The following is a 26,226-nucleotide window of genomic DNA, read 5'->3' as shown; positions in this document are numbered from 1 at the left end:
GTCTAGGTGAGATTTGATCATGGATTCATTTGGAAGTCAAAGAGGATAAGTTTTGGTGAATCGTTTCATCTGGTATATGTTTTGAAGCAAAGCAAAGTGTTTTCGAGTCGTAACTTGTAATTTTATTTGTATGGGGTGAGTGCGACTTAATATGTGGCACTCGGGTTGCATGTGTACTGTCGTCGAAGTTTTCTCATGTTGAAAAAACTCAACGGCTGAATGGAAAGGGCATGGATCGTGTGCGAACGGAAAGAGCGTGAGTGCTGCAAATAATTTCAAGCGTTGCACGTTTCCGGGGTTTCCGCAGTCGTCACTGGCTAGATGACTACTGCTTGTTCACTTTTCCTGTGGGCAGGGCGCTTTGAGCGCGCTTTGTATACTGTTTTTAAGATTTGCTGACCTTGGTCTTTACGCTTTCCATGCACTCGATCCTCATAGTAGGTTTCGTCAATCGTGCGGTAGACGATCGAGTTTGGCACTTCATTGTCATCGAAGCCTACCTCAAGTTTGATCAGTGTTTCGGTGCGCCAAGCCCTGGACCGGTTAGCGTGAGGAGGGGTTGAAATAATAATTTGTACAATACGTATTTGCTCATCCCGTTGACAGCATTCGAGATAGTCTATGAGTGCTCGCGGTGTCGCCAGCAATATTACGCCGAAGGTGAGCTTGGGATCTCCTTGCTGCTTAGTGTGAACCTGGAAGAAGGTCTCGCTGGTGTCGACTCTAGGCCAACTCTTATGGCTGGGGTCGACCTTGCCTATATGAGTGATGACTTCTTCCTGGGGATCTGAAACAAACACGGCTTGAAACCTCGATCAAAACGGATACGGAGCGGGGGCGTACTGACTAATTGAGAGTACATAGAATTTTCTCATATATGCTGTATACAGCATAGTGTTTGAGTCCGCATCAGGGCTTCATCGTTCCTTTTGTGGGTAACCCGATGGAACGCAAGTTGGCTTTTGGCTCCGCGCTTAAGGAGGTGCGGGTACGAAAGAAGATCGCACAAGAGCAGCTGGGGGCGAGTCAATCTTTCGTTTCCACGGTTGAGCGCGGCATTCGCAGCCCAACGATCGAAAAAATGGAAGAATTTGCTGAGCGACTAGGCGTGAATCCTGCGACCTTGATTGTCTTGATGCAGGTCGGTCAGGAGGGGGATGTGGACTTGGTTCTGGCTAAAATCCGGGATGAAATCAGAGCGCTGAAGCGGGTAGGGGTTTAGCCGTTCTTCGGCATATAAGAAAAAGCCACCTTGGCCATTGCGGCTCAGGTGGCTTTTTTCATTTCATGCGCTTATTTGGTGCGTTCAGTCTGAGATTGCTGAAAAAAGTCTCAGTCATCGTGAAAAGTGAAGGCCCGGACTATCAGTCCCAGCTCAACGCCCCGCCAGTCTGATACTCAATCACACGGGTCTCGAAGAAGTTCTTCTCTTTCTTCAAGTCCATGATCTCGCTCATCCACGGGAACGGGTTGGTGGTCCCCGGGTACTCTTCCTTCAGGCCAATCTGGGTCAGGCGGCGGTTGGCGATGAACTTGAGGTAGTCCTCCATCATCGCCGCGTTCATGCCCAGCACGCCGCGTGGCATGGTGTCACGGGCGTATTCGATCTCCAGCTGGGTCCCTTGCAGGATCATCTGGGTCGCTTCTTCCTTCATCGCCGCGTCCCACAGGTGCGGGTTCTCGATCTTGATCTGGTTGATCACGTCGATACCGAAGTTCAGGTGCATCGACTCGTCACGCAGGATGTACTGGAACTGCTCGGCAACGCCGGTCATCTTGTTGCGGCGGCCCATGGACAGGATCTGGGTGAAGCCGCAGTAGAAGAAGATGCCTTCCAGCACGCAGTAGTAGGCGATCAGGTTGCGCAGCAGCTCCTTGTCGGTTTCGACGGTGCCGGTGTTGAATTCCGGGTCGGAGATGGCGCGGGTGTACTTCAGGCCCCAGGCGGCTTTCTTCGCCACCGACGGGATCTCGTGGTACATGTTGAAGATCTCGCCTTCATCCATGCCCAGCGACTCGATGCAGTACTGGTAGGCGTGGGTGTGGATCGCCTCTTCGAAGGCCTGGCGCAGGATGTACTGGCGGCACTCCGGGTTGGTGATCAGGCGGTACACGGCCAGGGCCAGGTTGTTGGCGACCAGCGAGTCGGCGGTGGAGAAGAAGCCGAGGTTGCGCATGACGATGCGGCGCTCGTCTTCGGTCAGGCCGTCCATGCTCTTCCACAGGGCGATGTCGGCGGTCATGTTGACCTCTTGCGGCATCCAGTGGTTGGCACAGCCGTCGAGGTACTTCTGCCAGGCCCAGTCGTACTTGAACGGGACCAGCTGGTTGAGGTCGGCGCGGCAGTTGATCATGCGCTTTTCGTCAACGCGAACGCGGGCGCTGGAGCCTTCCAGCTCGGCCAGGCCTTCGGCGATGTCGAGGTCGTTCAGGGCAGCCTTGGCGCGCTTGACCGCGTCGGAGTCGTCGGCACTGGCGGCACGGGCTTCCAGGGCAGCGGCACCACCGGCGCTGTCGAGCTTGTCGAGGGTGGCAGCGGCAGCGGCCTGCGCAGGGGTATTGCCTTTGGCGGCGACTTCGCCGTCTTCCTTGTCGAATTCGTCCCAGCTCAGCATGGTTTGGCTCCTGCTTGAGGGTCGCCCTGGGGCAACCGGTTGGATGTTAAGAATGTGATGCCTGACGCAAGGCCGTTACGGCGAATGGACAGCTCGAGAGGCTGACTCTCGTTACATCGGGTATGTTCTGGCTTGTACCTGGCCAGGCCTCTCGGAGGGGCCAGGGACAATTGATAGGTGCCCTTTTCAGAGGGGCCGCAGTATACCGGAATTCGCCTTCGATCGGGACGCGTGTCTGGCGGGCGAGGGTAACTTTTTCGACCGGTGTGGCGTGCATCCGTTCACCAGGCGGGTGTCATTGGGTACGGGAGGAAGTGTAGCGGCAAAATGTGGAGGGCACTATATGTTGTGCCTATTTATTTTTCTGGCACAGGATGTGGGGTTGGCGCGATCTTTGTAGGAGCGGCCTTGTGTCGCGACAAGGCCGCAAGGCGGCCCCGAAGATTCGTCTGGCGGAACTGCCATCCCCGGACGCCTCGCACCCCATCGCGACACAAGGTCGCTCCATTGGCGGTGTTAACTGCGAGGGTTATGCAACGTTTCGACAATGTGCGTCTTGGGATGCTTGCGGGCCTGTTCCACCGAAGTGAAGCGGCCGGTTTCGGCATTGCGGCCGATCTTGCGAGTTGCCACTTTTTTCCGCGCCATGGGTTACGTCCTTTTTGAGTGGTCCTGTTCTTTTACCGAACCGCGCGAACGCAGGGCAAAGGGCAAGGTTTCTTCGGGACGCGGATACAAAAATGCCGCACGGGGCACCGGTAGGCACCCCGTGCGGCACTCAGGCCTTACTGGCAGGCTTCGCAGTCAGGCTCGTCGATCGCGCAGGCCTTTGGCACTGGCGCAGGGCCGGCTGCCTGGACCGGGGCGCTGTCGCCGCCGCTGGAAACGGCGTTGAGCTTGCCGGTGTTGATGGTCGACTTCTCGGTGCTGGTCGCGGCCAGGGCACGGAGGTAGTAGGTGGTCTTCAGACCACGGTACCAGGCCATGCGGTAGGTCACGTCCAGCTTCTTGCCCGAAGCGCCGGCGATGTACAGGTTCAGCGACTGAGCCTGGTCGATCCACTTCTGGCGACGCGAGGCGGCATCGACGATCCACTTGGTCTCGACTTCGAACGCGGTGGCGTACAGGTCCTTCAGCTCTTGCGGGATACGCTCGATCTGCTGCACCGAACCGTCGTAGTACTTCAGGTCGTTGATCATCACCGAGTCCCACAGGCCACGGGCCTTCAGGTCGCGGACCAGGTACGGGTTGATCACGGTGAACTCGCCCGACAGGTTCGATTTCACGTACAGGTTCTGGTAGGTCGGCTCGATCGACTGCGATACGCCGGTAATGTTGGCGATGGTCGCGGTCGGCGCGATGGCCATGATGTTCGAGTTACGAATACCTTTCTTGACGCGCTCGCGTACCGGGCCCCAGTCCAGGGACTCCTCCAGGTTGACGTCGATGTACTTGGCACCACGGGCCTCGATCAGGATCTGTTGCGAATCCAGCGGCAGGATGCCCTTGGACCACAGCGAACCCTGGAAGGTCTCGTATGCACCGCGCTCGTCGGCCAGGTCGCAGGACGCCTGGATCGCATAGTAGCTGACCGCTTCCATCGACTTGTCGGCGAACTCGACGGCGGCATCGGAACCGTACGGAATGTGCTGCAGGTACAGCGCATCCTGGAAGCCCATGATGCCCAGGCCGACCGGGCGGTGCTTGAAGTTCGAGTTGCGCGCTTGCGGCACCGAGTAGTAGTTGATGTCGATCACGTTGTCGAGCATGCGCACGGCGGTGTTCACGGTGCGTTGCAGCTTGGCGGTGTCCAGCTTGCCGTCGACGATGTGGTTCGGCAGGTTGATCGAGCCCAGGTTGCAGACCGCGATCTCGTCCTTGTTGGTGTTCAGGGTGATCTCGGTGCACAGGTTCGAGCTGTGCACCACGCCCACGTGCTGCTGCGGCGAACGCAGGTTGCACGGGTCCTTGAAGGTCAGCCACGGGTGGCCGGTCTCGAACAGCATCGACAGCATCTTGCGCCACAGGTCTTTGGCCTGGACGGTCTTGAACACCTTGATCTTGTTGTACTCGGTCAGGGCTTCGTAGTACTCGTAGCGCTCTTCGAAGGCCTTGCCGGTCAGGTCGTGCAGGTCTGGCACTTCCGAGGGCGAGAACAGGGTCCACTTGCCGTCATCGAAGACACGCTTCATGAACAGGTCAGGGATCCAGTTGGCGGTGTTCATGTCGTGGGTACGACGGCGGTCATCACCGGTGTTCTTGCGCAGCTCGATGAATTCTTCGATGTCCAGGTGCCAGGTTTCCAGGTAGGCACACACGGCGCCCTTGCGCTTGCCACCCTGGTTGACGGCAACGGCGGTGTCGTTGACCACTTTCAGGAACGGCACGACGCCCTGCGACTTGCCGTTGGTGCCCTTGATGTACGAACCCAGTGCACGTACCGGGGTCCAGTCGTTGCCCAGGCCACCGGCGAATTTCGACAGCATGGCGTTGTCGTGGATGGCGTGGTAGATGCCCGACAGGTCGTCCGGCACGGTGGTCAGGTAGCAGCTGGACAGCTGCGGGCGCAGGGTACCGGCGTTGAACAGGGTCGGGGTCGAGGCCATGTAGTCGAAGGACGACAACAGGTTGTAGAACTCGATCGCGCGGGCTTCCTTGTCTTTCTCTGCCAGCGCCAGGCCCATGGCCACACGCATGAAGAATACCTGCGGCAGCTCGAAGCGCACGCCATCCTTGTGGATGAAGTAGCGGTCGTACAGGGTCTGCAGGCCCAGGTAGGTGAATTGCTGGTCACGCTCGTGGTCGATGGCCTTGCCCAGGCGCTCCAGGTCGTAGCCTTTCAGGGCCGGGTCCAGCAGTTCGAACTCGACGCCTTTCTCGACGTAGGCCGGCAGGGCCTTGGCGTACAGCTCGGCCATTTCGTGGTGGGTGGCGCTCTCGGCGACGCCGAGGAAGCCCAGGCCTTCGGCGCGCAGGGTGTCCATCAGCAGGCGGGCGGTGACGAACGAGTAGTTCGGCTCGCGCTCGACCAGGGTACGGGCGGTCATCACCAGGGCGGTGTTGACGTCCTTGATGGCCACGCCGTCGTACAGGTTCTTCAGGGTGTCGCGCTGGATCAGGTCGCCATCGACCTCGGCCAGGCCTTCGCAGGCTTCGCTGATGATGGTGTTCAGGCGGGCCATGTCGAGCGGCGCCAGGCTGCCGTCGGCCAGGGTGATGCGAATGCTTGGGTGCGGCTCGACCACGGCTTCGGTGTTGACGCGGGTGGCACGCTCCTTGGCGCGCTGCTCGCGGTAGATCACGTAGTCACGGGCGACTTTCTGCTCGCCGGCGCGCATCAGGGCCAGTTCGACCTGGTCCTGGATTTCTTCGATGTGGATGGTGCCACCCGATGGCATGCGACGCTTGAACGTGGCGGTGACCTGCTCGGTCAGGCGTGCAACGGTGTCGTGGATGCGCGACGAAGCGGCGGCGGTACCGCCTTCAACTGCGAGGAACGCCTTGGTGATGGCCACGGTGATCTTGTCGTCGGTGTAGGGGACGACAGTGCCGTTACGCTTGATCACGCGCAGTTGGCCGGGGGCGGTGGCAGCCAGATCCTGGGTGGAATCGGCGGCCTGCGGCACCTTGGCCTGCGGGTTCTCGCGAGTCGTATCGGTTTGCATGGGTGGGTGTCTCCACAGTTTCTATATTGTTCAGGCGCCTTTTGGGCGCCCACCGTTCCGTCCACTTGCCCGATGGCCTGGCGGGGGCTGCGCAAAGGCATGCGCATCCGCCCGCACGGGCGTACCGACTTCGGGACAGACTCAGGAATAAGGGGCAATGGCTTGCCGCTCCCTGGCCGAAGTCAAAGGTTCTGGGCCGTGCCCAAAAACTGTTGCTGATGGATGCCAGGCCTGGCCTGCCACATCCATGCCCGAACAAGGCCCTGCAAGGGCTTGCCTCGGTCGCCTCCGCAGGAGCGGTTTGGCTGCTGAAATCACGTGAAGCTCAGCCGAAAAATCGCTTGATTTTGCGGGTTGACTTTTGTGTGTGATTTTGCACGAACCCCAATATCTAGTGGTTCGCTGCGATCGGGATACAAGATAATGCGGTATCGGGGGCTTTGCAAGGCGATCGCCTGTGGATAACTTGTGCGTACTTTGTGAGTGAATGGTGGGTATTCGCTGTAGGCCTTGTGCCAAGTGGTTTGCAGTATTTTTCTGCGTTCTGCTGCCCCTGGGCAGAATTTTTCGGGCGCGAACCCTATCACAAAAAACGGTTCAGTCGAGGGGCTGCCGGGCGGCTTGGCAGTGCCGGGGGCGGGACGTAGTATCCGAGGCAGATGTTGCCTTTTGGTTAAAGGGTCATGTTTCCTGCACTGGTCCTATTCGCGGGCACGCCCGCTCCCCCAGGTACTGTGCAAGCCTTGGAAGCGGCGCGGTCCTGGTGGGAGCGGGCGAGCCCGCGAAGGGGGAAGGCACAGGCCACAGAAAAACAACAAGCAAAGGCACACGCCATGGACCACCCCGCAGCCCGCATCCTCATCATCGAAGACGACCAGCGCCTGGCCGAGCTCACCGCCGAGTACCTGCAGGCCAACGGCTTCGAGGTCAGTGTCGAAGGCGATGGCGCGCGTGCCGCGCGGCGCATCGTCGACGGCCAGCCCGACCTGGTCATCCTCGACCTCATGCTGCCCGGCGAGGATGGCCTGAGCATCTGCCGGCGGGTGCGCAGCCAGTACCCTGGGCCGATCCTCATGCTCACCGCCCGCAGCGACGAGCTCGACCAGGTCCAGGGCCTGGACCTGGGGGCCGACGACTACGTGTGCAAACCGGTCCGCCCACGCCTGCTGCTGGCGCGCATCCAGGCCCTGCTGCGCCGCAGCGAGGCCGCGGACAGCAAAGCCCAGGCGCTGGCCTTCGGTGCCCTGCGCATTGACAACCGCCTGCGCGAGGCGCGCCTGGGCGAACAGCTGATCGAACTGACCGGCGCCGAATTCGACCTGCTCTGGTTGCTGGCCAGCAACGCCGGCCGGGTGCTGACCCGCGAGCAGATCTTCACCGCGTTGCGCGGCGTCGGCTATGACGGCCAGGACCGTTCCATCGACATCCGCATTTCCAAGATTCGCCCCAAGATCGGCGACGACCCGCTCCAGCCAAGGCTGATCAAGACCCTGCGCAGCAAGGGCTACCTGTTCGTCGGCGAGGCGTCATGAACAACTCGATCTTCCTGCGCATCTACGGCGGCATGCTGGCCGTGCTGGTGCTGGTGGCCCTGCTCGGGGCGCTGAGCCTGCACTTGGTCAACGAGGTGCGTGCCGCCCAGCATCGCGAACGCCTGGCCCAGGGTACCTTCAGCCTGATGGCCGACAACCTGGCCTTGCAGAACGACACCGAGCGCAAGCGCTCGCTGCTGATGTGGGAGCGCCTGCTCGGGGTGCCGCTGACCCTGCAGCCAACCACCGCGCGGGCGCTGGATGGCGGCCAGCGGGCGCGTCTGGGGCGCGGCCTGGTGGTCGTCGAAAAGACCGGCCCGCACGCCGCCCAGGTATTGCGCAAGGTTGGCCAGGAGGATGTGCTGCTGGTCGCCGAGGTCCGGCAGGTCAGCGAGCAGCTGGCGCGGGCCACCCTGTACCTGCTGGCCGACGAGCTGGTGCGCTACCCGGTGACGGAACAGCAGCAGCGCCTGGAGCAGCTCAAGCGCGACAAGGGCTTTGGCTTTGGCGTGGCCCTGCAGCGCATCGAGCGGGTGAGCCTGGACGACGACCAGCGGCGCCGGGTCGAGGAAGGCGACACGGTCATGGCGCTGGGCAAGGATGGCGACTCGATCCGCGTTTTCGCCGGCTTGGCCGGTTCGCCCTGGGTACTGGAAATCGGCCCGCTGTACCAGCTCAATCCTTATCCGCCGCAGCTGTTGATCCTGATCGCCTTCCTCGGCCTGTGCCTGATCGGCCTGGTGGTGTACCTGCTGGTGCGGCAGCTGGAGCGCCGCGTGTCGGGCCTGGAGGTGGCGGCCACGCGTATCGCCCAGGGCAGCCTGGACACCCGCGTGCCAGCCGACGGTGCCGACTCGGTAGGGCGCCTGGCGGCAGCATTCAACGGCATGGCCGAGCACCTGCAGCGCTCGCTGAGCATGCAGCGCGAGCTGGTGCGTGCGGTTTCCCACGAGCTGCGCACGCCGGTGGCACGCCTGCGCTTTGGCCTGGAGATGATTGAAAGCGCGCCTACCGAGCAGGCCCGGGCCAAGCACCTGGCTGGCATGGACGGGGATATCCAGGACCTCGACAAGCTGGTCGACGAAATGCTCACCTATGCCCGCCTGGAGCAGGGGGCACCTGCGCTGAAGTTCGAGCGGGTCGACCTGGATGCCTTGTTCGAGCGGGTGATCGCAGAACTGGCGCCGCTGCGGGCCGGGGTACGCGTATCGCGCGGTGAATGCCAGGGCGCCGATGCCGGCGGCGCCTGGGTCGAGGCCGAGCCGCGTTACCTGCACCGGGCCCTGCAGAACCTGGTGGGCAACGCCATGCGCCATGCCGAGGGCGAGGTGCGCCTGAGCTACCAGTTGGGGCAACAGCGCTGTCGCATCGACGTGGAAGACGACGGCCCGGGGATTCCCGAGGGCGTCTGGGAGCGCATCTTCACGCCGTTCACCCGGCTCGATGACAGCCGTACCCGCGCCTCGGGCGGGCATGGCCTGGGCCTGTCGATCGTACGGCGCATCATCTACTGGCACGCCGGCCGGGCTACGGTGGGGCGCAGTGCCGCGCTGGGAGGTGCCTGTTTCAGCCTGAACTGGCCACGGCAGCAGCCACCGGCATGACGATCAGACGCTGACCAGGCTCAGCAGGTGGCCGTCCTGCAGGCAGAACTGGCCCTGCAGCTCGGCACCCTGCCGCCACTGCGGCGACAGGTCGGTGAGCAGGCGCAGGCGGGCCAGGCCTTCGCTGGACCATTCCAGCACTTCGGCGTGCTCGAAATAGAAGCGTTGCTGGGTCAGCGGGTAGAGGGTCTTGAACAGGCTTTCCTTCAGCGAGAAGGTCAGGGTCACGGCCAGGCCGAGCTGGTTGCGGTCCAGGCGTTCGAGTTCGGCCGGGGTGAGGATTTCGCCCATCAGCCGTTCGCCGCGTTCATCGTCCAGCAGCGCCTCCTGATCCAGGCCCAGGCCCTGGCAACTGCCCTCGGCGGCGACCACGGCGGCGGCCCAGCCCTTGCCATGGGTGATCGAGCCGTGGATGTCGGCGGGCCAGATCGGCGAGCGGTCTTCGTGGGTGCCGGGCACGTAGTCCCGGCCGTCCAGGCGCTGCAGTGCAGCGCGGGCGCAAACCCGGCCGGCCAGGTACTCGGCCTGGCGCTTGGCTACCGAGCGCTGCAGGCTGGCGCTTGGCACCACCCCGGCACGCTGGAAGTCGTCGGGGGCCAGGCGGGCGGGGTCGAAGGCGCAACTGACCAGCACCGCGCCGGGCAATGGGCGGGGTAGGGGCCAGTGGTGCTGGAGCGGGGCGCAGCAGGCAGGGAGTGTATTCATGGGGCTATTGTGCCAGCCGAGGCGGCGGCGTGGGAGATGGGGCCGCAAGGCGGCCCCTCGCGTTGTTTACTTGAAGACCTTCTTGAAGAACGCCTGCATGTCCGCCCAGGAGCTTTCATCCGCCGCCTTGTTGTAGCCGATATCCGGCCCGCCATGCTCGCCATGGCTCAAGCGGTCCGCGTCCGGGTTGGTAAACCCGTGCTTGGCCCCATCGATGCTGACGAACTGGTAGTTGACCTTCGCCGCATCCATTTCGGCCTTGAACGCGGCTACCTGCTGCGGGGTCACCATGCTGTCCGCCGCACCATGTTCGACCAGGATATCCGCCCGTACCACCCCGGGCCTGGCCGGGGTCTGCGTGGCCAGCGCGCCGTGGAAGCTCACCACGCCATCCAGCTTCTCACCGCGCCGCGCGGCATCCAGCACCACCTTGCCACCGAAGCAGTAGCCTACCGCCCCCAGTTGATGCTTGTTGGTATTGGGCTGCAGTTTCAGCAGTTCCAGCCCGGCGTCGAAGCGGCGCTCGGCCGCTTTCGGGTCCTTCAGCGCCTCGGTCATGAACGCCTGGGCATCGGCGGGGTGCTCGGTGTGCTTGCCATCGCCATACATGTCGATGGCCAGCGCGTTGTAGCCCAGCGCCGCCAGGTCGCGGGCACGGCGCTTGGCGTAGTCGTTGAGCCCCCACCATTCATGCACCACGACGATGCCGGGGCGTTTGCCTTCGACGGCGTCGTCATAGGCGTAGTAGCCAACCAGGCGATTGCCATCGGCGTCCTGGTAGGGGATCTCGCGGGTTTGTACCGCCGCTTGGGCGAGGGCGGCGCTGCACATCAGGGTCAGGGCCAGCAGGGCGCGCATGGTCACTACTCCTTGTTCTTGCAAACAGTTCGTTCAGCCGGTGTTCAGCCAGGGTTCAGTCGCGGTTCAGGGTGCCCTGCTTACTCTAGCTTCCAGACCGTAACAGCGCACCCAACTGGAGTATCCAGCCATGAAAACCTTCAATACCCTGCTCGCCGCCATGGCCGTCTGCGCCGCTGGCATCACCTCGGCCCAGGCCGCCGACGACAACTTCGCCAGCCTGACCTATGGCCAGACCAGCGACAAGGTTCGCAAGTCCGGCCTGCTGCAGCGCAACACCGACCACCTCGACGCCGACGGCATCATCGGCAAGGATGACACCTGGGGCGTGCGCCTGGGCAAGATCAATGACCAGGGCCGCTACTACATGACCTATGACAACGTCTCGGGCGCCCACAGTGGCCTCAAGCTGCGCCAGGAGAACCTGCTGGGCAGCTATGACCTGTTCCTGCCGGTAGGCGACACCACCAAGCTGTTCGGCGGTGGCAGCCTGGGCGTCACCAAACTGACCCAGGACTCGCCAGGTGCGAGCCGCGATACCGACTACGGCTATGCCTACGGCCTGCAGGCCGGCGTCATCCAGGACATCACCGACAAGGCTTCGGTCGAGCTGGGCTATCGTTACCTGCGCAGCAATGCCGCCACCGAAGTGGGCGCACATGGCGGGCCGAAGGACGGCACCCTGCGCCTGACCAGCAGCGCGCAGACCTACCTGGCGGCTTCCTACAAGTTCTGACGGGCGAGCCGGGTTATCCTGTACCGGCCCTTTCGCGGGCACGCCCGCTCCCACAGGTGCTGCACAAGCCTGGGCGGTTGTGCAATCCCTGTGGGAGCGGGCATGCCCGCGAAAGGGCCGGTACAGGCAATACACATCAAGGAGCTGCACATGAAACTGCTGGTGGTCGAGGACGAAGCCCTGCTTCGCCATCACCTCTTTACCCGCCTGGGCGAAAGCGGCCATGTGGTCGAGGCCGCAGGCGATGCCGAGGAAGCGCTGTACCAGGCCGGGCAGTACCATTTCGACCTGGCCATCATCGACCTGGGCCTGCCCGGCATCAGCGGCCTGGAGCTGATCACCCGGCTGCGCAGCCAGGACCAGACCTTCCCCATCCTCATCCTCACCGCCCGTGGCAATTGGCAGGACAAGGTTGAAGGCCTGGCCGCCGGTGCCGACGATTACCTGGTCAAACCGTTCCAGTTCGAAGAACTCGAGGCCCGCCTGAACGCGCTGCTGCGCCGCTCCAGCGGCTTCACCCAGTCGACCATCGCCGCCGGCCCCCTGGTACTCGACCTCAACCGCAAGCAGGCCAGCCTCGACGCACAGCCCCTGGCGCTGACCGCATACGAGTACCGTATCCTCGAATACCTCATGCGCCATCACCAGCAGGTGGTGGCCAAGGACCGCCTGATGGAGCAGCTGTACCCGGGTGACGAGGAGCGCGACCCGAATGTCATCGAAGTGCTGGTTGGCCGCCTGCGCCGCAAGCTCGAGGGCGAGCGCGGCTTCAAGCCCATCGACACCGTGCGCGGCCTGGGCTACTTGTTCACCGAGCGCTGCCGATGATGCGTTCCCTGCGGGTACGCCTGATGCTGGCGGCTGCGGTGCTGGCGCTGCTGTTCATGCTGGCGCTGTTGCCAGCCTTGCAGAAGGCCTTCAGCCTGGCCCTGCAGGAGTCGATCGAACAACGCCTGGCCTCGGACGTGACCACGCTGATTTCTGCCGCGCGCATCGAGCATGGCCAATTGCAGATGCCCACGCTGCTGCCGGATGAGCGCTACAACCTGCCATACACCGGGTTGCTCGGCTATATCTTCGATCGCGACGGCAACCTGGTCTGGCAGTCGCGGGCCACCGCCGCGCAGAACGTCAACTACCGCCCGCGTTACGATGGCCGCGGCAACGAGTTCGCGCGCATTCGCCAGGCCGATGGCGAGGAGTTCTTCGTCTACGACGTCGAGATCAAGCTGCTGGGTGGCCAGAGCGCGGCCTACAGCATCGTCGCCCTGCAGCCGGTGCGCGAATACCAGCACACCCTCGACGGCCTGCGTGAAAAGCTCTACCTCGGGTTTGGCGCGGCCTTGCTGGTGCTGCTGGCGCTGCTGTGGGCCGGGCTGACCTGGGGCCTGCGCTCGTTGCGCCGGCTCAGCCGCGAGCTGGACGAGGTGGAGGCGGGCGCGCGCGATGGCCTGAGCGGCGAGCACCCGCGTGAACTGTTGCGCCTGACCGGCTCGTTGAACCGCCTGTTGCGCAGCGAGCGCGAGCAGCGCCAGCGCTACCGTGATTCGCTGGACGACCTGGCGCACAGCCTGAAGACGCCGTTGGCGGTGCTGCAAGGGGTGGGCGAAAGCCTGCAGCAGCGCAGCGGCGAGCGCGAGCAAGCGCGGGTGCTGCAAAGCCAGATCGAGCGCATGAGCCAGCAGATCGACTACCAGCTGCAACGCGCCAGCCTGCGCAAGAGCGGCCTGGTTCGCCACCGCGTGGCCTTGCGGCCGGTGCTCGATAGCCTGTGCAGCACCTTGGCCAAGGTCTATCGGGACAAACGGGTCAACGTGGCCCTGCAACTGCCCGATGCGGCGCAGGTGCCGATGGAGCAGGGGGCGTTGCTGGAGCTGCTGGGCAACCTGCTGGAGAACGCCTACCGCCTGAGCCTGGGCCAGGTGCGGGTGAGCCTGGAACAGGCGCCGGGGCAGTTGACCTTGTGCGTCGAGGACGATGGCCCTGGGGTGCCGGCCGATCAGCGTGAGCGCATTCTCGAACGTGGGGAGCGGCTGGACAGCCAGCACCCGGGGCAGGGCATCGGGTTGGCGGTGGTCAAGGACATCGTCGACAGTTATGACGCGGCGTTGAGCCTGGGCGATTCGCCACTGGGCGGCGCGGCGTTCAGGATCACCTTCAACCTGGATTGAGCGCTCGCCTGCAGCGGCCTTTCGCGAGTGAACCCGCGAAAGCGCCGCTACCGGCAAAACCCCAACGGGCGGATTCCCGCCATCGCCCCTGTACAAATCCCGCCAGCGGGCGGAAATCCGCCAGCCTTGCTCAGCCAGATCGCCCTGTCGTTGGGCATTTATCCCCAGCAAATACGGCACCTGCACCCTTGCTGGGCATTTTGGCACCACCCTTGCTATTGATCCTCGCAGAGGCCTGCCCAGGCAGCTCGAACACAACGACAAATCCCTCCAGGTGCAGGAGGGTTAGCGATTCAGGTGCCGCATCGCCCTGGGAAGGGTGAACCGGCACACTTGAGGAAATTTAGCCATGACGACACGTCAGCCGCTGTACAAATCCCTGTATGTCCAGGTGTTGGTCGCCATCACCATCGGCATCCTGCTCGGCCACTATTACCCGGAAACCGGCGTTGCCCTCAAACCCTTGGGTGACGGCTTCGTCAAACTGATCAAGATGGTCATCGCCCCGATCATCTTCTGTACCGTGGTCAGCGGCATCGCCGGCATGCAGAGCATGAAGTCGGTCGGCAAGACGGGCGGTTACGCGCTGCTGTACTTTGAAATCGTCTCCACCATCGCCCTGATCATCGGCCTGGTAGTCGTCAACGTGGTCCAGCCGGGCGCTGGCATGCACATCGACGTCAACACCCTGAACGCCAGCAGCGTGGCTGCCTATGCCGCCGCCGGCGCGCAGCAGACTACCGTCGGCTTCCTGCTCAACGTCATCCCCAACACCGTGGTCGGCGCCTTCGCCAATGGCGACATCCTGCAGGTGCTGATGTTCTCCGTGCTGTTCGGCTTCGCCTTGCACCGCCTGGGCAGCTACGGCAAGCCGGTGCTGGACCTGATCGACCGCTTCGCCCATGTCATGTTCAACATCATCAACATGATCATGAAGCTGGCCCCGGTCGGTGCCTTCGGCGCCATGGCCTTCACCATCGGCCAGTACGGCGTTGGCTCGCTGGTGCAGCTGGGCTACCTGATGGCCTGCTTCTACATCACCTGCCTGCTGTTCGTGCTGGTGGTGCTGGGCGGCATCTGCCGCGCCCATGGGTTCAGCGTGCTCAAGCTGATCCGCTACATCCGTGAAGAACTGCTGATCGTGCTGGGTACTTCCTCTTCGGAATCAGCCCTGCCACGCATGCTGGCCAAGATGGAGCGCCTGGGTGCGAAGAAGTCGGTGGTTGGCCTGGTCATCCCGACCGGTTACTCGTTCAACCTGGACGGCACCTCGATCTACCTGACCATGGCTGCGGTGTTCATTGCCCAGGCCACCGACACCACCATGGACATCACTCACCAGATCACCTTGCTGCTGGTGCTGCTGGTGGCTTCCAAAGGTGCTGCCGGCGTTACCGGTTCGGGCTTCATCGTCCTGGCTGCGACCCTGTCCGCCGTCGGCCACCTGCCGGTTGCCGGCCTGGCGCTGATCCTCGGCATCGACCGCTTCATGTCCGAGGCTCGCGCCCTGACCAACCTGGTGGGCAACGCTGTGGCTACCGTGGTCGTGGCCAAGTGGGTCAAGGAAATGGACAACGACAAGCTGGCCTCGGAGCTGGCCTCCGGTGGTTCGCCGCTGGTCGATAACCGCCCGACCGACGACCTGGGCGTTGCTGAAGGCCCGGCTCGCTGATCGCGCTGCTGTAAAACCAAAAGGCGACCCTAGGGTCGCCTTTTTCATGCCTGCGCGGCCCCTGTGTAGGAGCGGCCTTGCGTCGCGAAGGGGGCGTAGCGCCCCCAGGGTTTCAGCCTTCCAGCAAGATCGCCGGGGCTGCTACGCACCCCTTCGCGACGCAAGGCCGCTCCTACAAAGGGGCTCCAGCCGGGGCCGAGATCAGGCGGGCACCACCTCCAGCACCCGGATCACCTCCGGCTGCGGGTAATGCCAGCGCACCTGCACATCCCAGAACTTCACCCCATACACCCGCTCTGCCGCGGGCAGCTGATAGGCCGGCCGTGGGTCCTGCGCCAGGCATTGCTCGATCAGCTCGACCACCGGCTCACCCAGGCGCAAGGCATGCTCGCGGGCCTGGGGCAGGGCATTGTCGCTCCACTGCACGCTGATTGCGGCGGGGGCTTCGCTGGCCATCTGGTTGCTGGCGCCGGCGATACTGTCGGCGTAGGGCACATAGGGCTTGATGTCCAGCACCGGCGTGCAATCGAGCAGGTCGATCCCGGACAGCAGCAGGCGCCCGGGCTCCACGCCCTCCAGGCGCACCACCGATTGGCCGATGCCATTGGGCCTGTGGGTCGCGCGGGTGGCGAACACACCCATGCTCTTGTTGCCGCCCAGGCGCGGCGGGCGCACCTTCAGGCGTGGCTTGTCCTCCAGCGCCTGGTGGAACAGGAACAGCAGCCAGACATGGCTGACCTGCTCCAGGCCCGCGACCGCATCACCCTGGTCGAACGGCGGCAACAGCTCGAGCACGCCGCGAGCGGCGGGGGCCAGCTGTGGCTGGCGCGGGATGGCGAACTTCTCCTTGAAACAGGAGCGGACGAAACCGACCGGAGCAACCGTATGCTGCATGGCCGCTCAGCCACGTACGCGCAGGGTCAGGCCCTTGAGGAAGTTGCGCAGCAACTGGTCGCCACACGGGCGATAGTTGTCATGGCCGACCTTGCGGAACAGCGCGCTGAGCTCGGGTTTGCTGACCGGGAAGTTGACCGATTTGAGGATGGCATGCAGGTCATCTTCCTTGAGCTCGAAGGCTACCCGCAGCTTCTTCAGGATCAGGTTGTTGGTCACCGGCAGTTCGATCGGCTGCGGCGGGCGGCTGTCATCCTTGCCGCGACGGTGGATCACCAGGCCATCGAGAAAGTGCGCCATGACCCGCTCCGGGCAACGCACGAAGCCTTCCTCGTCTTCCTTCTTCAGGTAGGTGGCCAGCACCAGGGGATGCACGTCGAGGCCGGTTAGCCCGATGATCTCGGCCATCTTGGCGTCGTTCACCTTGAGCATGTAGCGCAGGCTGCGCAGGACGTCGTTGTGGTTCATTGCTGCAGAATCCTGTTCAGGTGCCGCGCCTGCGGGCGCGACGTATTGCTTAGAAACGTTCGGTAGCGGCCAGGTAGCGCCACTGGCCCAGCGGTAGCTTGCCCATCGACACCCCGCCCAGGCGGATGCGGCGCATGCTGACCAGCTCCAGGCGCAGGTACGCGCACAGCTCGGCAATCTGCCCTGGCTGCGGGTTCTTCAGGGCCATGCGCAGGTGGGTCTCGTTCTGCCAGCTGGCCTTGGCCCGGGGCAGCTCGCGGTCATTGCGGCTGGCCCCGCGTGCCAGGCGTTCCAGCGCCTGGGGCGTGGTCTCGCCGCGCACTTCAACGATAAACTCCTGCTCCAGGCGGCGCAGGTCGGCGTCGATCTTGCGGGTTACCCGCCAGTCCTGGGTGAATACCTGCAGGCCGCTGGCGCCGGGCTCCAGCGGTGCCACGCAGGCCTGTCGGGCAAAGTGCCCATGCAGCGCGCGTACGCCTTCGCGGTGGGCCGCGCTGAGGTTGCTCATGTTCATCTCGGCGCGGGCGGCCTCGCTGTTTACCCCTGCCGGCTGGTTCAGCAGCAGGGTGACCGGCTCCAGCGTTTCGGCACGGGCGCCAGGCAGCAACTCGACGCGCTGCTGCGCGACCTTGAACTGCGGCTGTTCGACCACCAGGCCATCGACCGTGACCCAGCCGCCTTCGATATACAGCTCGGCCTCGCGGCGGGAACAGCCAAGCTGCTCGATGAGGCGTTTGGACAGGCGGACGGGTTCGGACATGACGGCGTTTTCGCAAAGGCAGGGAAAGACTGCATTGTACCTGCCTGCGCGGCGCAGGGGCTGGGAATCTGTGTCATTTACGCCGTTTTGCGCAGGCGCATGTGTAGCAACGGGTAGGGCTGGCCCAGGCCATCGGTTGCCGAACGGCCAATTACCTCGAAGCCTTCATGCAGGTAGAAGCCCAAGGCCTGTGGGTTCTGTTCGTTGACGTCGAGGCGTTCGGCATTCAGCTCGTCGATGGCATAGTGCAAGAGGCGCTTGCCAACCCCTTTGCCGCGGTAGTCCGGGGCGACGAACAGCATGTCCACGCGGCCGTTGGCGACCCCGGCGAAGCCACAGATGCGTTGGCGATCCTTGCAGCAGACCAGCATCACCGCATCCAGGTAGCGGCGCAGCACGTGTTCGCGCAGCAACAGGATGTAGCCCTCAGGCAGAAAGTCGTGGGTGGCGCGTACCGAGTCTTCCCACACCTGTACCAGTTCGTCGTAGTCCCTCAAGCGCGGGGTTTGCAAGGTCATTGTCGAAGCCATGGGCAGGATTCCTCGAGGGCACCCTGACAACATAGCAGGCCAACCGTCAGTCAGCGCCTACCCGCTGCCCAGATGCAAAAAAGCCCTGCTCCGGCAGCCGGAGCAGGGCCTTTTCGCGCTATCGCGGGGTCAGATCGGTTCAGCCCAGAGGTCGTACTCGTCGGCATCCACCACCCGGCAACGCACCTTGTCGCCTGGCTTGAAGCCATGATCGCCGTCGATGAACACGCTGCCGTCGATTTCCGGTGCGTCGAAGAAGCTGCGGCCAACCGAGCCCTGTTCTTCGACTTCGTCGATCAGCACGTCGATCTCCTTGCCGATACGCAGTTGCAGGCGGGCGGCACTGATGGCCTGCTGGTGCGCCATGAAGCGGTCCCAACGGTCCTGCTTGACCTCGTCCGGTACTTCTTCCAGGCCCAGGTCGTTGGCCGGGGCGCCTTCCACCGGCGAGTACTGGAAGCAGCCCACACGGTCCAGCTGGGCTTCGCTCAGCCAGTCAAGCAGGTACTGGAAGTCTTCCTCGGTCTCGCCCGGGAAGCCGACGATGAAGGTGGAGCGGATCACCAGCTCCGGGCACTGTTCGCGCCAGTGCTTGATGCGGGCCAGGGTGCGGTCCTCGAAGGCCGGGCGCTTCATGGCCTTGAGCACTTTCGGGCTGGCATGCTGGAACGGGATGTCCAGGTACGGCAGGATCTTGCCGGCGGCCATCAGCGGGATCACGTCATCGACGTTCGGGTACGGGTAGACATAATGCAGGCGTACCCAGGCGCCCAGGCTGCTCAGGGCTTCGCACAGCTCGAGCATGCGGGTCTTGACCGGGCGGCCATTCCAGAAGTCGGTCTTGTACTTGACGTCGACGCCGTAGGCGCTGGTGTCCTGGGAAATCACCAGGATCTCCTTGACCCCGGCCTTGACCAGGCGCTCGGCCTCGCTCAGCACTTCACCGACCGGGCGGCTGACCAGTTTGCCGCGCATCGACGGGATGATGCAGAAGCTGCAGCTGTGGTTGCAGCCTTCGGAAATTTTCAGGTACGCATAGTGGCGCGGGGTCAGCTTGACGCCCTGCGGCGGCACCAGGTCGATCAGCGGGTTGTGGTCCTGGCGTGGCGGCACCACTTCGTGCACGGCGTTCACCACCTGCTCGTACTGCTGCGGGCCGGTGACCGACAGCACGCTCGGGTGCACCTCACGGATGCTGCCTTCCTCGACACCCATGCAGCCGGTGACGATGACCTTGCCGTTTTCCTTGATCGCTTCGCCGATCACTTCCAGCGACTCGGCCTTGGCGCTGTCGATGAAGCCGCAGGTGTTGACCACCACCACGTCGGCGTCCTCATAGGTGGGCACGACTTCATAGCCTTCCATGCGCAGCTGGGTCAGGATGCGCTCGGAATCGACCAGGGCTTTCGGGCAACCCAGGCTTACGAAACCTACCTTGGGGGTGGCGGGCGTGGTGGACATGACTAACCTCGGTATTGAATGCAGGTCGCCCGGCCGGAATCGGGGGCGATCTTGACGGGCGCTTTTGGCGCCTCTGATCAAAAAGTGCGCAATTCTAGCGAGCACTGCGTCGCTTGACCAGCAGAAATACGACGAACGCTGCGCTATGCTTCGCGCCATTGCGCCAGGTTGCAGGCCAGCCTGGGCAGGAATTGAGAATACCAAGGTCTACAAGGCCGTCTGCGGGAGTGGTCGATGGTTCAGGCAAGCAGTCACGCCGAGGGCGGGCACGAGGGGAAGCAGGGCGCGACACGGTCGCTGAGCCTGCTGGTGGCAGCGGTCGGGGTGGTTTATGGCGATATCGGTACCAGCCCGTTATATACCCTCAAGGAAGTCTTCACCGGCGGTTACGGGGTGCCGGTCAACCATGACGGCGTGCTGGGGATTCTGTCGCTGATCCTCTGGTCGCTGTTATGGGTGGTGTCGTTCAAGTACGTGATGTTCATCCTGCGTGCCGACAACCAGGGCGAAGGTGGCACCATGGCGTTGACCGCATTGGCGCGACGGGCGACGGCGGCGTACCCGCGGTTGCGCACGCTGATGGTGGTGTGCGGCTTGATTGGGGCTTCGTTGTTCTACGGCGACAGCATGATTACCCCGGCCGTGTCGGTACTCTCGGCGGTGGAAGGCATGGGCCTGGCGTTCGAGGGCATCGACCACTGGGTGGTGCCGATTTCGCTGGTGATACTGGTGGCGCTGTTCCTGGTGCAGAAGCACGGCACCGACAAGATCGGCAAGCTGTTCGGCCCGGTCATGGTCATCTGGTTCGTGGCGCTGGGCTCGCTGGGGGTGTATGGCATCTCGCAGAGCCCGGAAGTGCTCAAGGCATTCAACCCGATCTGGGCGGTGAACTTCTTCCTGGTCCACCCCGGCATGGGCGTCGCCATTCTCGGGGCGGTGGTGCTGGCGCTGACCGGTGCCGAGGCGCTGTATGCCGACATGGGCCACTTTGGCCGCAAGCCGATCGCCCGGGCCTGGTTTGCCCTGGTGCTGCCGGGGCTGGTGCTCAACTACTTTGGCCAGGGCGCGTTGCTGCTGCAGGATGCGGAGGCCGCCCGTAACCCGTTCTACCTGCTGGCACCGGGCTGGGCGCTGCTGCCGATGGTCGGCCTGGCGACCCTGGCCACGGTGATTGCTTCGCAGGCGGTGATCTCCGGGGCGTTTTCCCTGACCCGCCAGGCCATCCAGCTGGGCTATATCCCGCGGATGCAGATCCAGCACACCTCCAGTGACGAACAGGGGCAGATCTACATTGGCGCGATCAACTGGACGTTGATGGTCGGCGTGGTATTGCTGGTGGTTGGTTTCGAGTCGTCCGGCGCCCTGGCGGCGGCCTATGGCGTGGCGGTGACCGGTACCATGCTGATGACCACTATCCTGGTGTCGGCGGTGATGCTGCTGCTGTGGAAGTGGCCGCCGCTGCTGGCAGTGCCGATTCTGCTGGGGTTCCTGCTGGTCGACGGGTTGTTCTTTGCTGCCAACGTGCCGAAGATTGCCCAGGGCGGTGCCTTCCCGGTGCTGGCAGGCGGCGTGCTGTACCTGCTGATGAGTACCTGGAAGCGCGGCAAGCAGATCCTGGTGGAGCGTATCGACGAAGGCGCGCTGCCGTTGCAGCTGTTCATCAGCAGTATCCGCATCCAGCCGCCGCACCGGGTCGAAGGCACGGCGGTGTTCCTCACCGCGCGCTCCGATGCCGTGCCCCATGCGCTGTTGCACAACATGCTGCACAACCAGGTGCTGCACAGCCAGGTGGTGCTGTTGACGGTGGTCAGCGAGGACCGGCCACGGGTGCCGGAGCAGGAGCGTTTTGAGGTAGAGGCCTATGGCGACGGGTTCTTCCGCGTGCTGTTGCACTTTGGCTTCATGGATGAACCGGATGTGCCGGCGGCGTTGCGCTTGTGCCACCTGGATGAACTGGACTTCACCCCGATGCGCACCACCTACTTCCTCAGCCGCGAGACGGTGATCGCATCGCGGCTGGAGGGTATGTCGCGCTGGCGCGGCAACCTGTTCGCATTCCTGTTGAAGAACGCCAACGGCAACCTGCGCTTCTTCAACCTGCCGTTGAACCGGGTGATCGAGTTGGGGACCCAGGTCGAGATCTGATTTTCAGGGCAGGCGCGGGCGCCTACGGCGGTAACTGTAGGAGCGGATGTATACGCGAACAGGCGGCGCGGTGGCGGGCACCGGCTGTGCCGGTGATCGCGGCTGAAGCCGCGCCTACGGGTACGGTGTTCAAACTGTAGGAGCGGATTTATCCGCGAAGCAGGCGGCGCGGTGGCTGGCACCGGCTACGCCGGTGTTCGCGGCTTCAGTACCTGTGGGAGCGGGCGTGCCCGCGAATGGGCCTCACAGGCTATCAGTTCTGTGCAGCCACGTTCGACTTGCCCTGACGCGTCTCGATCTCGCCGATCAGGCGCTTGGCCAGTGCCGGGTAGTTCTCGTCGAAGTGGTGCCCACCTGGCAGTTTCAGGCGCTCGCCTACCGCAGTCTTGTCGGTGCAGCCGCTCTCGTCGGTTTCCTCGACGCCGTACACGCACACTACCTTGGACGCCGGCAGCCTGGCCATTTCCGGCCCGGTCGGGGCTTCCTGGCCTTCCTTGCCAAGCCAGCCTTCAACTTCGATCTCGAAACTGCCACTGCGGGCAAAGGCCAGCAGCATCACCGCGTCGATACGCTGCTGGTCCTCGACCGGCAGGCGGTTGTAGATCGCCGGCAGCACGTCGGCACCGAACGAATAGCCGGTCAGCACGAAGCGCTTGGTGCCCCATTTCTGCCGGTAGTGCTGCATCAGCTCGGACAGGTCGGCGGCGCTTTGTTCCGGGGTCTTGTGCTGCCAGTAGTAGCGCAGCGTGTCGATGCCCACCACCGGGTAGCCCAGCTTGGCCATTTCCCCGGCCACGTCACGGTCCAGGTCACGCCAGCCGCCGTCACCCGAGAGGAACAGGGTGACCGTGTCGGTGGTCTGTCCGGCAGGTACCTCGACCACCGGGATGGCCAAGGCGTTGCCGTCGTGGCCGACCAGGGCCTGGGTCAGTTGCGCCTTGAGCACCTGGGGCAGGTGAATGTCGTAGTCGCTGATGCTGGTTTCAGCATTGGCCTGGTCACGCACGAAAGCGGCGCTGGCGTCATCCGGGTTGTCGTTCCAGGCGACATTCCAGTGGCCGTGGGCGGCCGATTTCGGCAGTGGCGCCTGGCAGCCGGGTTGTTCCAGGTTGAAGTCCACGGAAATCGCCCGCGCCTTGTCGTCGTTCTGGCTGGCCAGCCAGCGCCAGGCCTGGGCCGCGCCAGGGCCGATACCGGCAACCAGGGTCGGCTTCTGCGGCAGCTGGGCCAGGGCCTGGTCCATGGCCTGCTGCTGCTTGCCGCAGTCATTGGGCGGCAGGATCACCTGCACCAACTGCGCTTCGCCGGCCTTGGCCAAGTCCAGCAGCTGCTTGTCGGTCAGTGCCTGGTCCTGCGGCACACCGATGGCTACCCGGGCCTTGGGGTGCACGCCTGGCGTCACGCGGGTAATCGGGGTGTCATTGATGCTCAGTTGCTCCAGGCGCGCCTCGGGGGCAGGGCGCGTCCACAGCCAGAACGCCAGCGCACCCCCCAAGGCGGCCAGCAGCAGGGGAATCAGCAAGTACAGCCAAAAGCGACGGGTCATCAACGTTTCACCAATCCAGTCAAGCCGCCTGCGATCAGGGCGGCGGTGTCGGCCAGTGCCACCAGCGGGTCAAGCCCGGCCGGCACGGCCATGTAGCGGGGTTCCCAGTCCGGTTGGAATTTGTCCTTGAAGCGCCGGAGCCCCTGGAAGTTGTACAGCTGCTCGCCGCGGCGGAACACCATCGAACCCAGGCGCTGGGTCAGCGGCGCGCCACGCCGCGGCTGCAGCCCGGAAAGCGGCACCATGCCGAGGCTGAAGCGGGCATAGTCATGGCTTTTGTAATGCAGGATCAGGCCGATCATCATGAATTCCATGGTCAGCTTCGGCGCCTCGGGGTGCGCGCGCATCAGGTCGAGGCTGGCCAGCTCCTTGCCGTGGGTTTCCAGCAGGTTGGCAAAGGCCACCGGGCGGCCCTGGAAGCGGATCAGGGCAATGCGGAAGTGCTGCAGGTACTCAGGGCTGAAGCGCCCCAGCGAGAAGCCTTTCTCGCGGACGTTCTTGCCGCCGAGCCAGGCATCGGAAATTTCCTTCAACTCTGCCAGCGGGGCGTGGCCGGGTTCGTGGATTTCCAGGCTCAAACCGTCACGGCTGCCGCGGTTCCAGGTGTAGCGCAGGTCCTTCATCTCCTTGCCCTTGGCTTCCAGGTCGAAACGGCGCAGGTCGACCCGGGCTTCTTCGCCCAGCTTCAGCGCGGTCAGGCCGATGTCCATGTAGAACGGCAGGTTCTCGGCGCGCACCTGGTAGAACACCGGCCGGGCGTGGTGCAGGTCGCACAGGTCACGGAATTGCCAGATCATCTCGGCGCGTTCCTGGGCCGGGCCGATCGGGTCATACAGGGCCACCAGGCTGCGGCCACGGCGCGCGTACATGAGGAAGGCGTTGTCGCCCGGGTGGAACAGCAGCGCCTTGTCGCCGGTCAGGGCCAGGCCGCCATCGGGCTGGTCAGAGGCCAGTAGAATGCGGTTGGCGCGCTGCAGTTCCTGTTCATCGGGCAGGTGGATCACAGGTGGTGCGGTGCGCAGCAACCAGGTCAGGGCCACGGCCGCCAGCAGCAGTGCGCTGCCCATGGCGGCGCGCAGGCCACGTGGCGCGTCGGCATCAAGGGTGAACTGCCACCACAGCTGGTGGCTGTAGGGCACATCCTGGTAGGCGAACAGCAACAGCCATACCGATGCCCCGACCACGCAGGCGCTGGCCACCAGGAACACTGGCGAGAACGGCAGTTCCAGCAAGCGGCTGGGGCGATAGAAGGAACGGCGGAACAGGGCGAGCAGGGCGGCGGTGAAGGTCAGCAGGCTGGCTTCTTCCCAGTCGAACCCCTTGAGCAGCGACAGCAGCGCGCCGACCAGCAACAGTACCGTGGTCAGCAGCCAGGCGGCGGACAGGCGGCGACGCAGGCCTTGGGCCAACAGCAGGCACAGCACGCCGATCAGGCTGGCGCCGAAGTGCGAGGCATCGATCAGGCGGTGCGGCACCAGGAAACCCATGTGCTCCAGGCGCGTGTCGATCTCGGGCGTGGCCCCGGAAAACAGCAGCACCACCCCGGAGAGGAATACCAGGATCGACAGCACCGGCGCTGCCAGCCCGGAAGCCGCCTTGATCGCCTGCTGCGCGAACAGCAGGCGCCGTGCTTCGTTGGCCAGCAGCAACACGCAGGCCAGCAGCAGGGGCAGCACGACGTAGATCAGCCGATACAGCAGCAAGGCCGCCGCCAGCGGGGCCGCGCCGAGCTGGTCGGCAAAGGCTGCCAGCAGGATCGCTTCGAATACCCCGACGCCGCCGGGTACGTGGCTGAGCACACCTGCGGCCAGGGCCAGCAGGTAGACCAGGACAAAGGCGCCGAACGGCGGGGCTTCGGGTAGCAGCAGATACAGCACGGTAGCAGCCGCGGCGACATCCAGCGCAGTGATCAGCAGTTGCATGGCGGCCAGGCGCGCGCCGGGCAGGCGCAGCGTGCGGCGGCCCAGCTGTACCAGCAGGTTGTCGGCCAAGGGCTGCTCGGCCAGGCGTCGGCGGTACAAGCCGACCACCATTACCCCGCACAGCAGCAGCACGGCGCTGGCAATAGCTGCCAGCAAGCCAACTGGCAAGCCCAGGGCGGCCGAGGCCGCCGGCAGGTCGGTCAAGGTCGCCAGGGCCGCCAGCGGTGGCAGCGCGCAGCCCAGTGACAGGCTGGCGAAGACGGTCATCCGTGCCACTTCGCCTGCGCCCACCCCTTGCCGTGCATACAGGCGGTAGCGCACCGAGCCACCGGACAGCATCGACAGGCCGATGGCGTTGCCGATGGCAAAGGCACTGAAACCGCCCAGCACCAGGCTGCGCGCCGGCAGCTGCACGCCGGCATAGCGGCTGGCCGACCATTCGTAACCCAGCAGGATGACGAAGCCGAGCACGGTAGCCAGCAACGCACCCAGCAATGCCTGGGCTGGCACGCTGAGCATCGCATCGTGCAGGGCATAAATGTCCAGCTCGCTCAGCAGGTGGCGGCAGGCGATCAAGGCCATGGCGAACAACACCAGGGTCACCACCAGGCCAATCGGCTGGCGATAGCGGCTCAGGCGTTCGAGCAAGGGCAGGCGCTGCGCGGCATTGGGCAGTGCAGCGGCGAGCGGTACCGGCGTTTCGGGATTGTGCGAAGTCATGGATTGCCCCGGGCTGGCAGCGCGAGGTGAGCGGAAGAGATGGCCAAGTGATAGTCCCTTAGAAAAACGTATCCAATGTTACTCCGGCCTCCGGCATTTTCAGCGGGCTGGCAGGGTTAAAGATAGTTCATCCTCGGTGCGAGCTCTCAAGCGTGCGGGGTGGCGGCAAGGCGTGGGAAACGGGAGCGACGAAAAGCAGGGGAGGGAAAAGCAACAAACCCC

The 26,226-nt window shown here is 64.0% G+C and carries 21 protein-coding genes; 8 read left to right on the top strand and 13 right to left on the bottom strand.

The features are described 5' to 3' along the window. Positions 1-317: 317 nt before the first annotated feature. A complete protein-coding gene (locus tag ACJA3S_RS19275) occupies positions 318-800 on the bottom strand; it encodes a hypothetical protein (RefSeq protein ID WP_406819628.1) in 483 nt (160 codons plus the stop codon). A gap of 143 nt (positions 801-943) precedes the next feature. Here ACJA3S_RS19275 and ACJA3S_RS19270 point away from each other — a divergent pair, with 143 nt between their 5' ends. Further along, positions 944-1,222, top strand: a complete 279-nt coding sequence (locus ACJA3S_RS19270; protein ID WP_406819627.1) for a helix-turn-helix domain-containing protein — start codon at positions 944-946, stop codon at positions 1,220-1,222. A 142-nt stretch (positions 1,223-1,364) separates the two neighbouring features. On the opposite strand, the gene ACJA3S_RS19265 is transcribed toward ACJA3S_RS19270, so the two are convergent. The 3 genes from ACJA3S_RS19265 to ACJA3S_RS19255 form a co-directional block, all read right to left on the bottom strand. After that, positions 1,365-2,615: a ribonucleotide-diphosphate reductase subunit beta gene (locus ACJA3S_RS19265; protein ID WP_170031641.1), complete on the bottom strand. Its 1,251-nt coding sequence runs from the start codon at positions 2,613-2,615 to the stop codon at positions 1,365-1,367. A gap of 516 nt (positions 2,616-3,131) precedes the next feature. Further along, positions 3,132-3,263, bottom strand: coding sequence for a hypothetical protein (locus ACJA3S_RS19260; RefSeq protein ID WP_256665967.1), 132 nt, complete (start codon positions 3,261-3,263; stop codon positions 3,132-3,134). Positions 3,264-3,400: 137 nt separating this feature from the next. Beyond that, the gene (locus ACJA3S_RS19255) at positions 3,401-6,280 is read right to left on the bottom strand and encodes a ribonucleoside-diphosphate reductase subunit alpha (protein WP_170031639.1); all 2,880 of its coding nucleotides are present in this window, start codon (positions 6,278-6,280) and stop codon (positions 3,401-3,403) included. An 833-nt stretch (positions 6,281-7,113) separates the two neighbouring features. Here ACJA3S_RS19255 and ACJA3S_RS19250 point away from each other — a divergent pair. Continuing rightward, positions 7,114-7,812 carry a response regulator gene (locus ACJA3S_RS19250; RefSeq protein WP_406819626.1) on the top strand — a complete coding sequence of 233 codons (699 nt, stop codon included), beginning with the start codon at positions 7,114-7,116 and terminating at the stop codon, positions 7,810-7,812. After that, positions 7,809-9,416 carry an ATP-binding protein gene (locus tag ACJA3S_RS19245; RefSeq protein WP_406819625.1) on the top strand — a complete coding sequence of 536 codons (1,608 nt, stop codon included), beginning with the start codon at positions 7,809-7,811 and terminating at the stop codon, positions 9,414-9,416. The genes ACJA3S_RS19250 and ACJA3S_RS19245 overlap by 4 nt, the downstream gene beginning before the upstream one ends. A 3-nt stretch (positions 9,417-9,419) precedes the next feature. Here the strand turns inward: ACJA3S_RS19245 and ACJA3S_RS19240 are convergent, their stop codons facing one another. Both ACJA3S_RS19240 and ACJA3S_RS19235 read right to left on the bottom strand, forming a co-directional pair. After that, on the bottom strand, positions 9,420-10,121 hold the full coding sequence (locus tag ACJA3S_RS19240) for a 4'-phosphopantetheinyl transferase (RefSeq protein ID WP_406819624.1): 702 nt from the start codon (positions 10,119-10,121) through the stop codon (positions 9,420-9,422). 66 nt (positions 10,122-10,187) lie between these two features. Continuing rightward, the gene (locus ACJA3S_RS19235) at positions 10,188-10,979 is read right to left on the bottom strand and encodes a dienelactone hydrolase family protein (RefSeq protein WP_406819623.1); all 792 of its coding nucleotides are present in this window, start codon (positions 10,977-10,979) and stop codon (positions 10,188-10,190) included. Positions 10,980-11,109: 130 nt separating this feature from the next. Between ACJA3S_RS19235 and ACJA3S_RS19230 the strand changes: the two genes are divergently transcribed. From ACJA3S_RS19230 to ACJA3S_RS19215, 4 genes are all read left to right on the top strand, one after another. After that, complete coding sequence (locus ACJA3S_RS19230) at positions 11,110-11,715, top strand: outer membrane protein (protein WP_406819622.1); 606 nt, start codon at positions 11,110-11,112, stop codon at positions 11,713-11,715. Positions 11,716-11,865: 150 nt separating this feature from the next. Then, positions 11,866-12,543 carry a response regulator gene (locus ACJA3S_RS19225; protein ID WP_406819621.1) on the top strand — a complete coding sequence of 226 codons (678 nt, stop codon included), beginning with the start codon at positions 11,866-11,868 and terminating at the stop codon, positions 12,541-12,543. Then, positions 12,540-13,886 carry an ATP-binding protein gene (locus tag ACJA3S_RS19220; RefSeq protein WP_406819620.1) on the top strand — a complete coding sequence of 449 codons (1,347 nt, stop codon included), beginning with the start codon at positions 12,540-12,542 and terminating at the stop codon, positions 13,884-13,886. The genes ACJA3S_RS19225 and ACJA3S_RS19220 overlap by 4 nt, the downstream gene beginning before the upstream one ends. A gap of 349 nt (positions 13,887-14,235) precedes the next feature. Then, on the top strand, positions 14,236-15,558 hold the full coding sequence (locus ACJA3S_RS19215; RefSeq protein WP_225778889.1) for a dicarboxylate/amino acid:cation symporter: 1,323 nt from the start codon (positions 14,236-14,238) through the stop codon (positions 15,556-15,558). A gap of 201 nt (positions 15,559-15,759) precedes the next feature. Here the strand turns inward: ACJA3S_RS19215 and tsaA are convergent, their stop codons facing one another. The 5 genes from tsaA to rimO form a co-directional block, all read right to left on the bottom strand. Further along, positions 15,760-16,452 (bottom strand): tRNA (N6-threonylcarbamoyladenosine(37)-N6)-methyltransferase TrmO, encoded by a 693-nt coding sequence (gene tsaA, locus ACJA3S_RS19210; RefSeq protein ID WP_406819619.1) that lies wholly within the window; start codon positions 16,450-16,452, stop codon positions 15,760-15,762. A 6-nt stretch (positions 16,453-16,458) separates the two neighbouring features. Next, on the bottom strand, positions 16,459-16,920 hold the full coding sequence (locus ACJA3S_RS19205) for a DUF1456 family protein (RefSeq protein ID WP_406819618.1): 462 nt from the start codon (positions 16,918-16,920) through the stop codon (positions 16,459-16,461). Positions 16,921-16,969: 49 nt separating this feature from the next. Next, positions 16,970-17,680 carry an rRNA pseudouridine synthase gene (locus tag ACJA3S_RS19200; protein WP_406819617.1) on the bottom strand — a complete coding sequence of 237 codons (711 nt, stop codon included), beginning with the start codon at positions 17,678-17,680 and terminating at the stop codon, positions 16,970-16,972. 77 nt (positions 17,681-17,757) lie between these two features. After that, entirely contained in the window at positions 17,758-18,210 is a 453-nt protein-coding gene (locus ACJA3S_RS19195; RefSeq protein ID WP_406819616.1) for a GNAT family N-acetyltransferase, read from the bottom strand. A 129-nt stretch (positions 18,211-18,339) separates the two neighbouring features. Further along, positions 18,340-19,671 carry a 30S ribosomal protein S12 methylthiotransferase RimO gene (gene rimO, locus ACJA3S_RS19190; protein WP_170031602.1) on the bottom strand — a complete coding sequence of 444 codons (1,332 nt, stop codon included), beginning with the start codon at positions 19,669-19,671 and terminating at the stop codon, positions 18,340-18,342. Between the two features lie 234 nt (positions 19,672-19,905). Here rimO and ACJA3S_RS19185 point away from each other — a divergent pair, with 234 nt between their 5' ends. Then, complete coding sequence (locus ACJA3S_RS19185; RefSeq protein ID WP_406819615.1) at positions 19,906-21,816, top strand: potassium transporter Kup; 1,911 nt, start codon at positions 19,906-19,908, stop codon at positions 21,814-21,816. A 253-nt stretch (positions 21,817-22,069) separates the two neighbouring features. Here the strand turns inward: ACJA3S_RS19185 and ACJA3S_RS19180 are convergent, their stop codons facing one another. Together ACJA3S_RS19180 and mprF are read right to left on the bottom strand one after the other, a co-directional pair. Then, positions 22,070-23,362 (bottom strand): virulence factor family protein, encoded by a 1,293-nt coding sequence (locus ACJA3S_RS19180; protein WP_406819614.1) that lies wholly within the window; start codon positions 23,360-23,362, stop codon positions 22,070-22,072. Next, a complete protein-coding gene (mprF, locus tag ACJA3S_RS19175) occupies positions 23,362-26,004 on the bottom strand; it encodes a bifunctional lysylphosphatidylglycerol flippase/synthetase MprF (RefSeq protein WP_406819613.1) in 2,643 nt (880 codons plus the stop codon). Before mprF ends, ACJA3S_RS19180 begins: the two co-directional genes overlap by 1 nt. Between the last annotated feature and the right edge of the window lie 222 nt (positions 26,005-26,226).

This window comes from Pseudomonas sp. KnCO4 (genome assembly GCF_045344305.1).
In the GTDB taxonomy this organism is placed as follows: domain Bacteria; phylum Pseudomonadota; class Gammaproteobacteria; order Pseudomonadales; family Pseudomonadaceae; genus Aquipseudomonas; species Aquipseudomonas anuradhapurensis.
The sequence above is the reverse complement of the archived record's forward strand: the minus strand, read 5'-3'. Positions and strand labels throughout refer to the sequence as shown.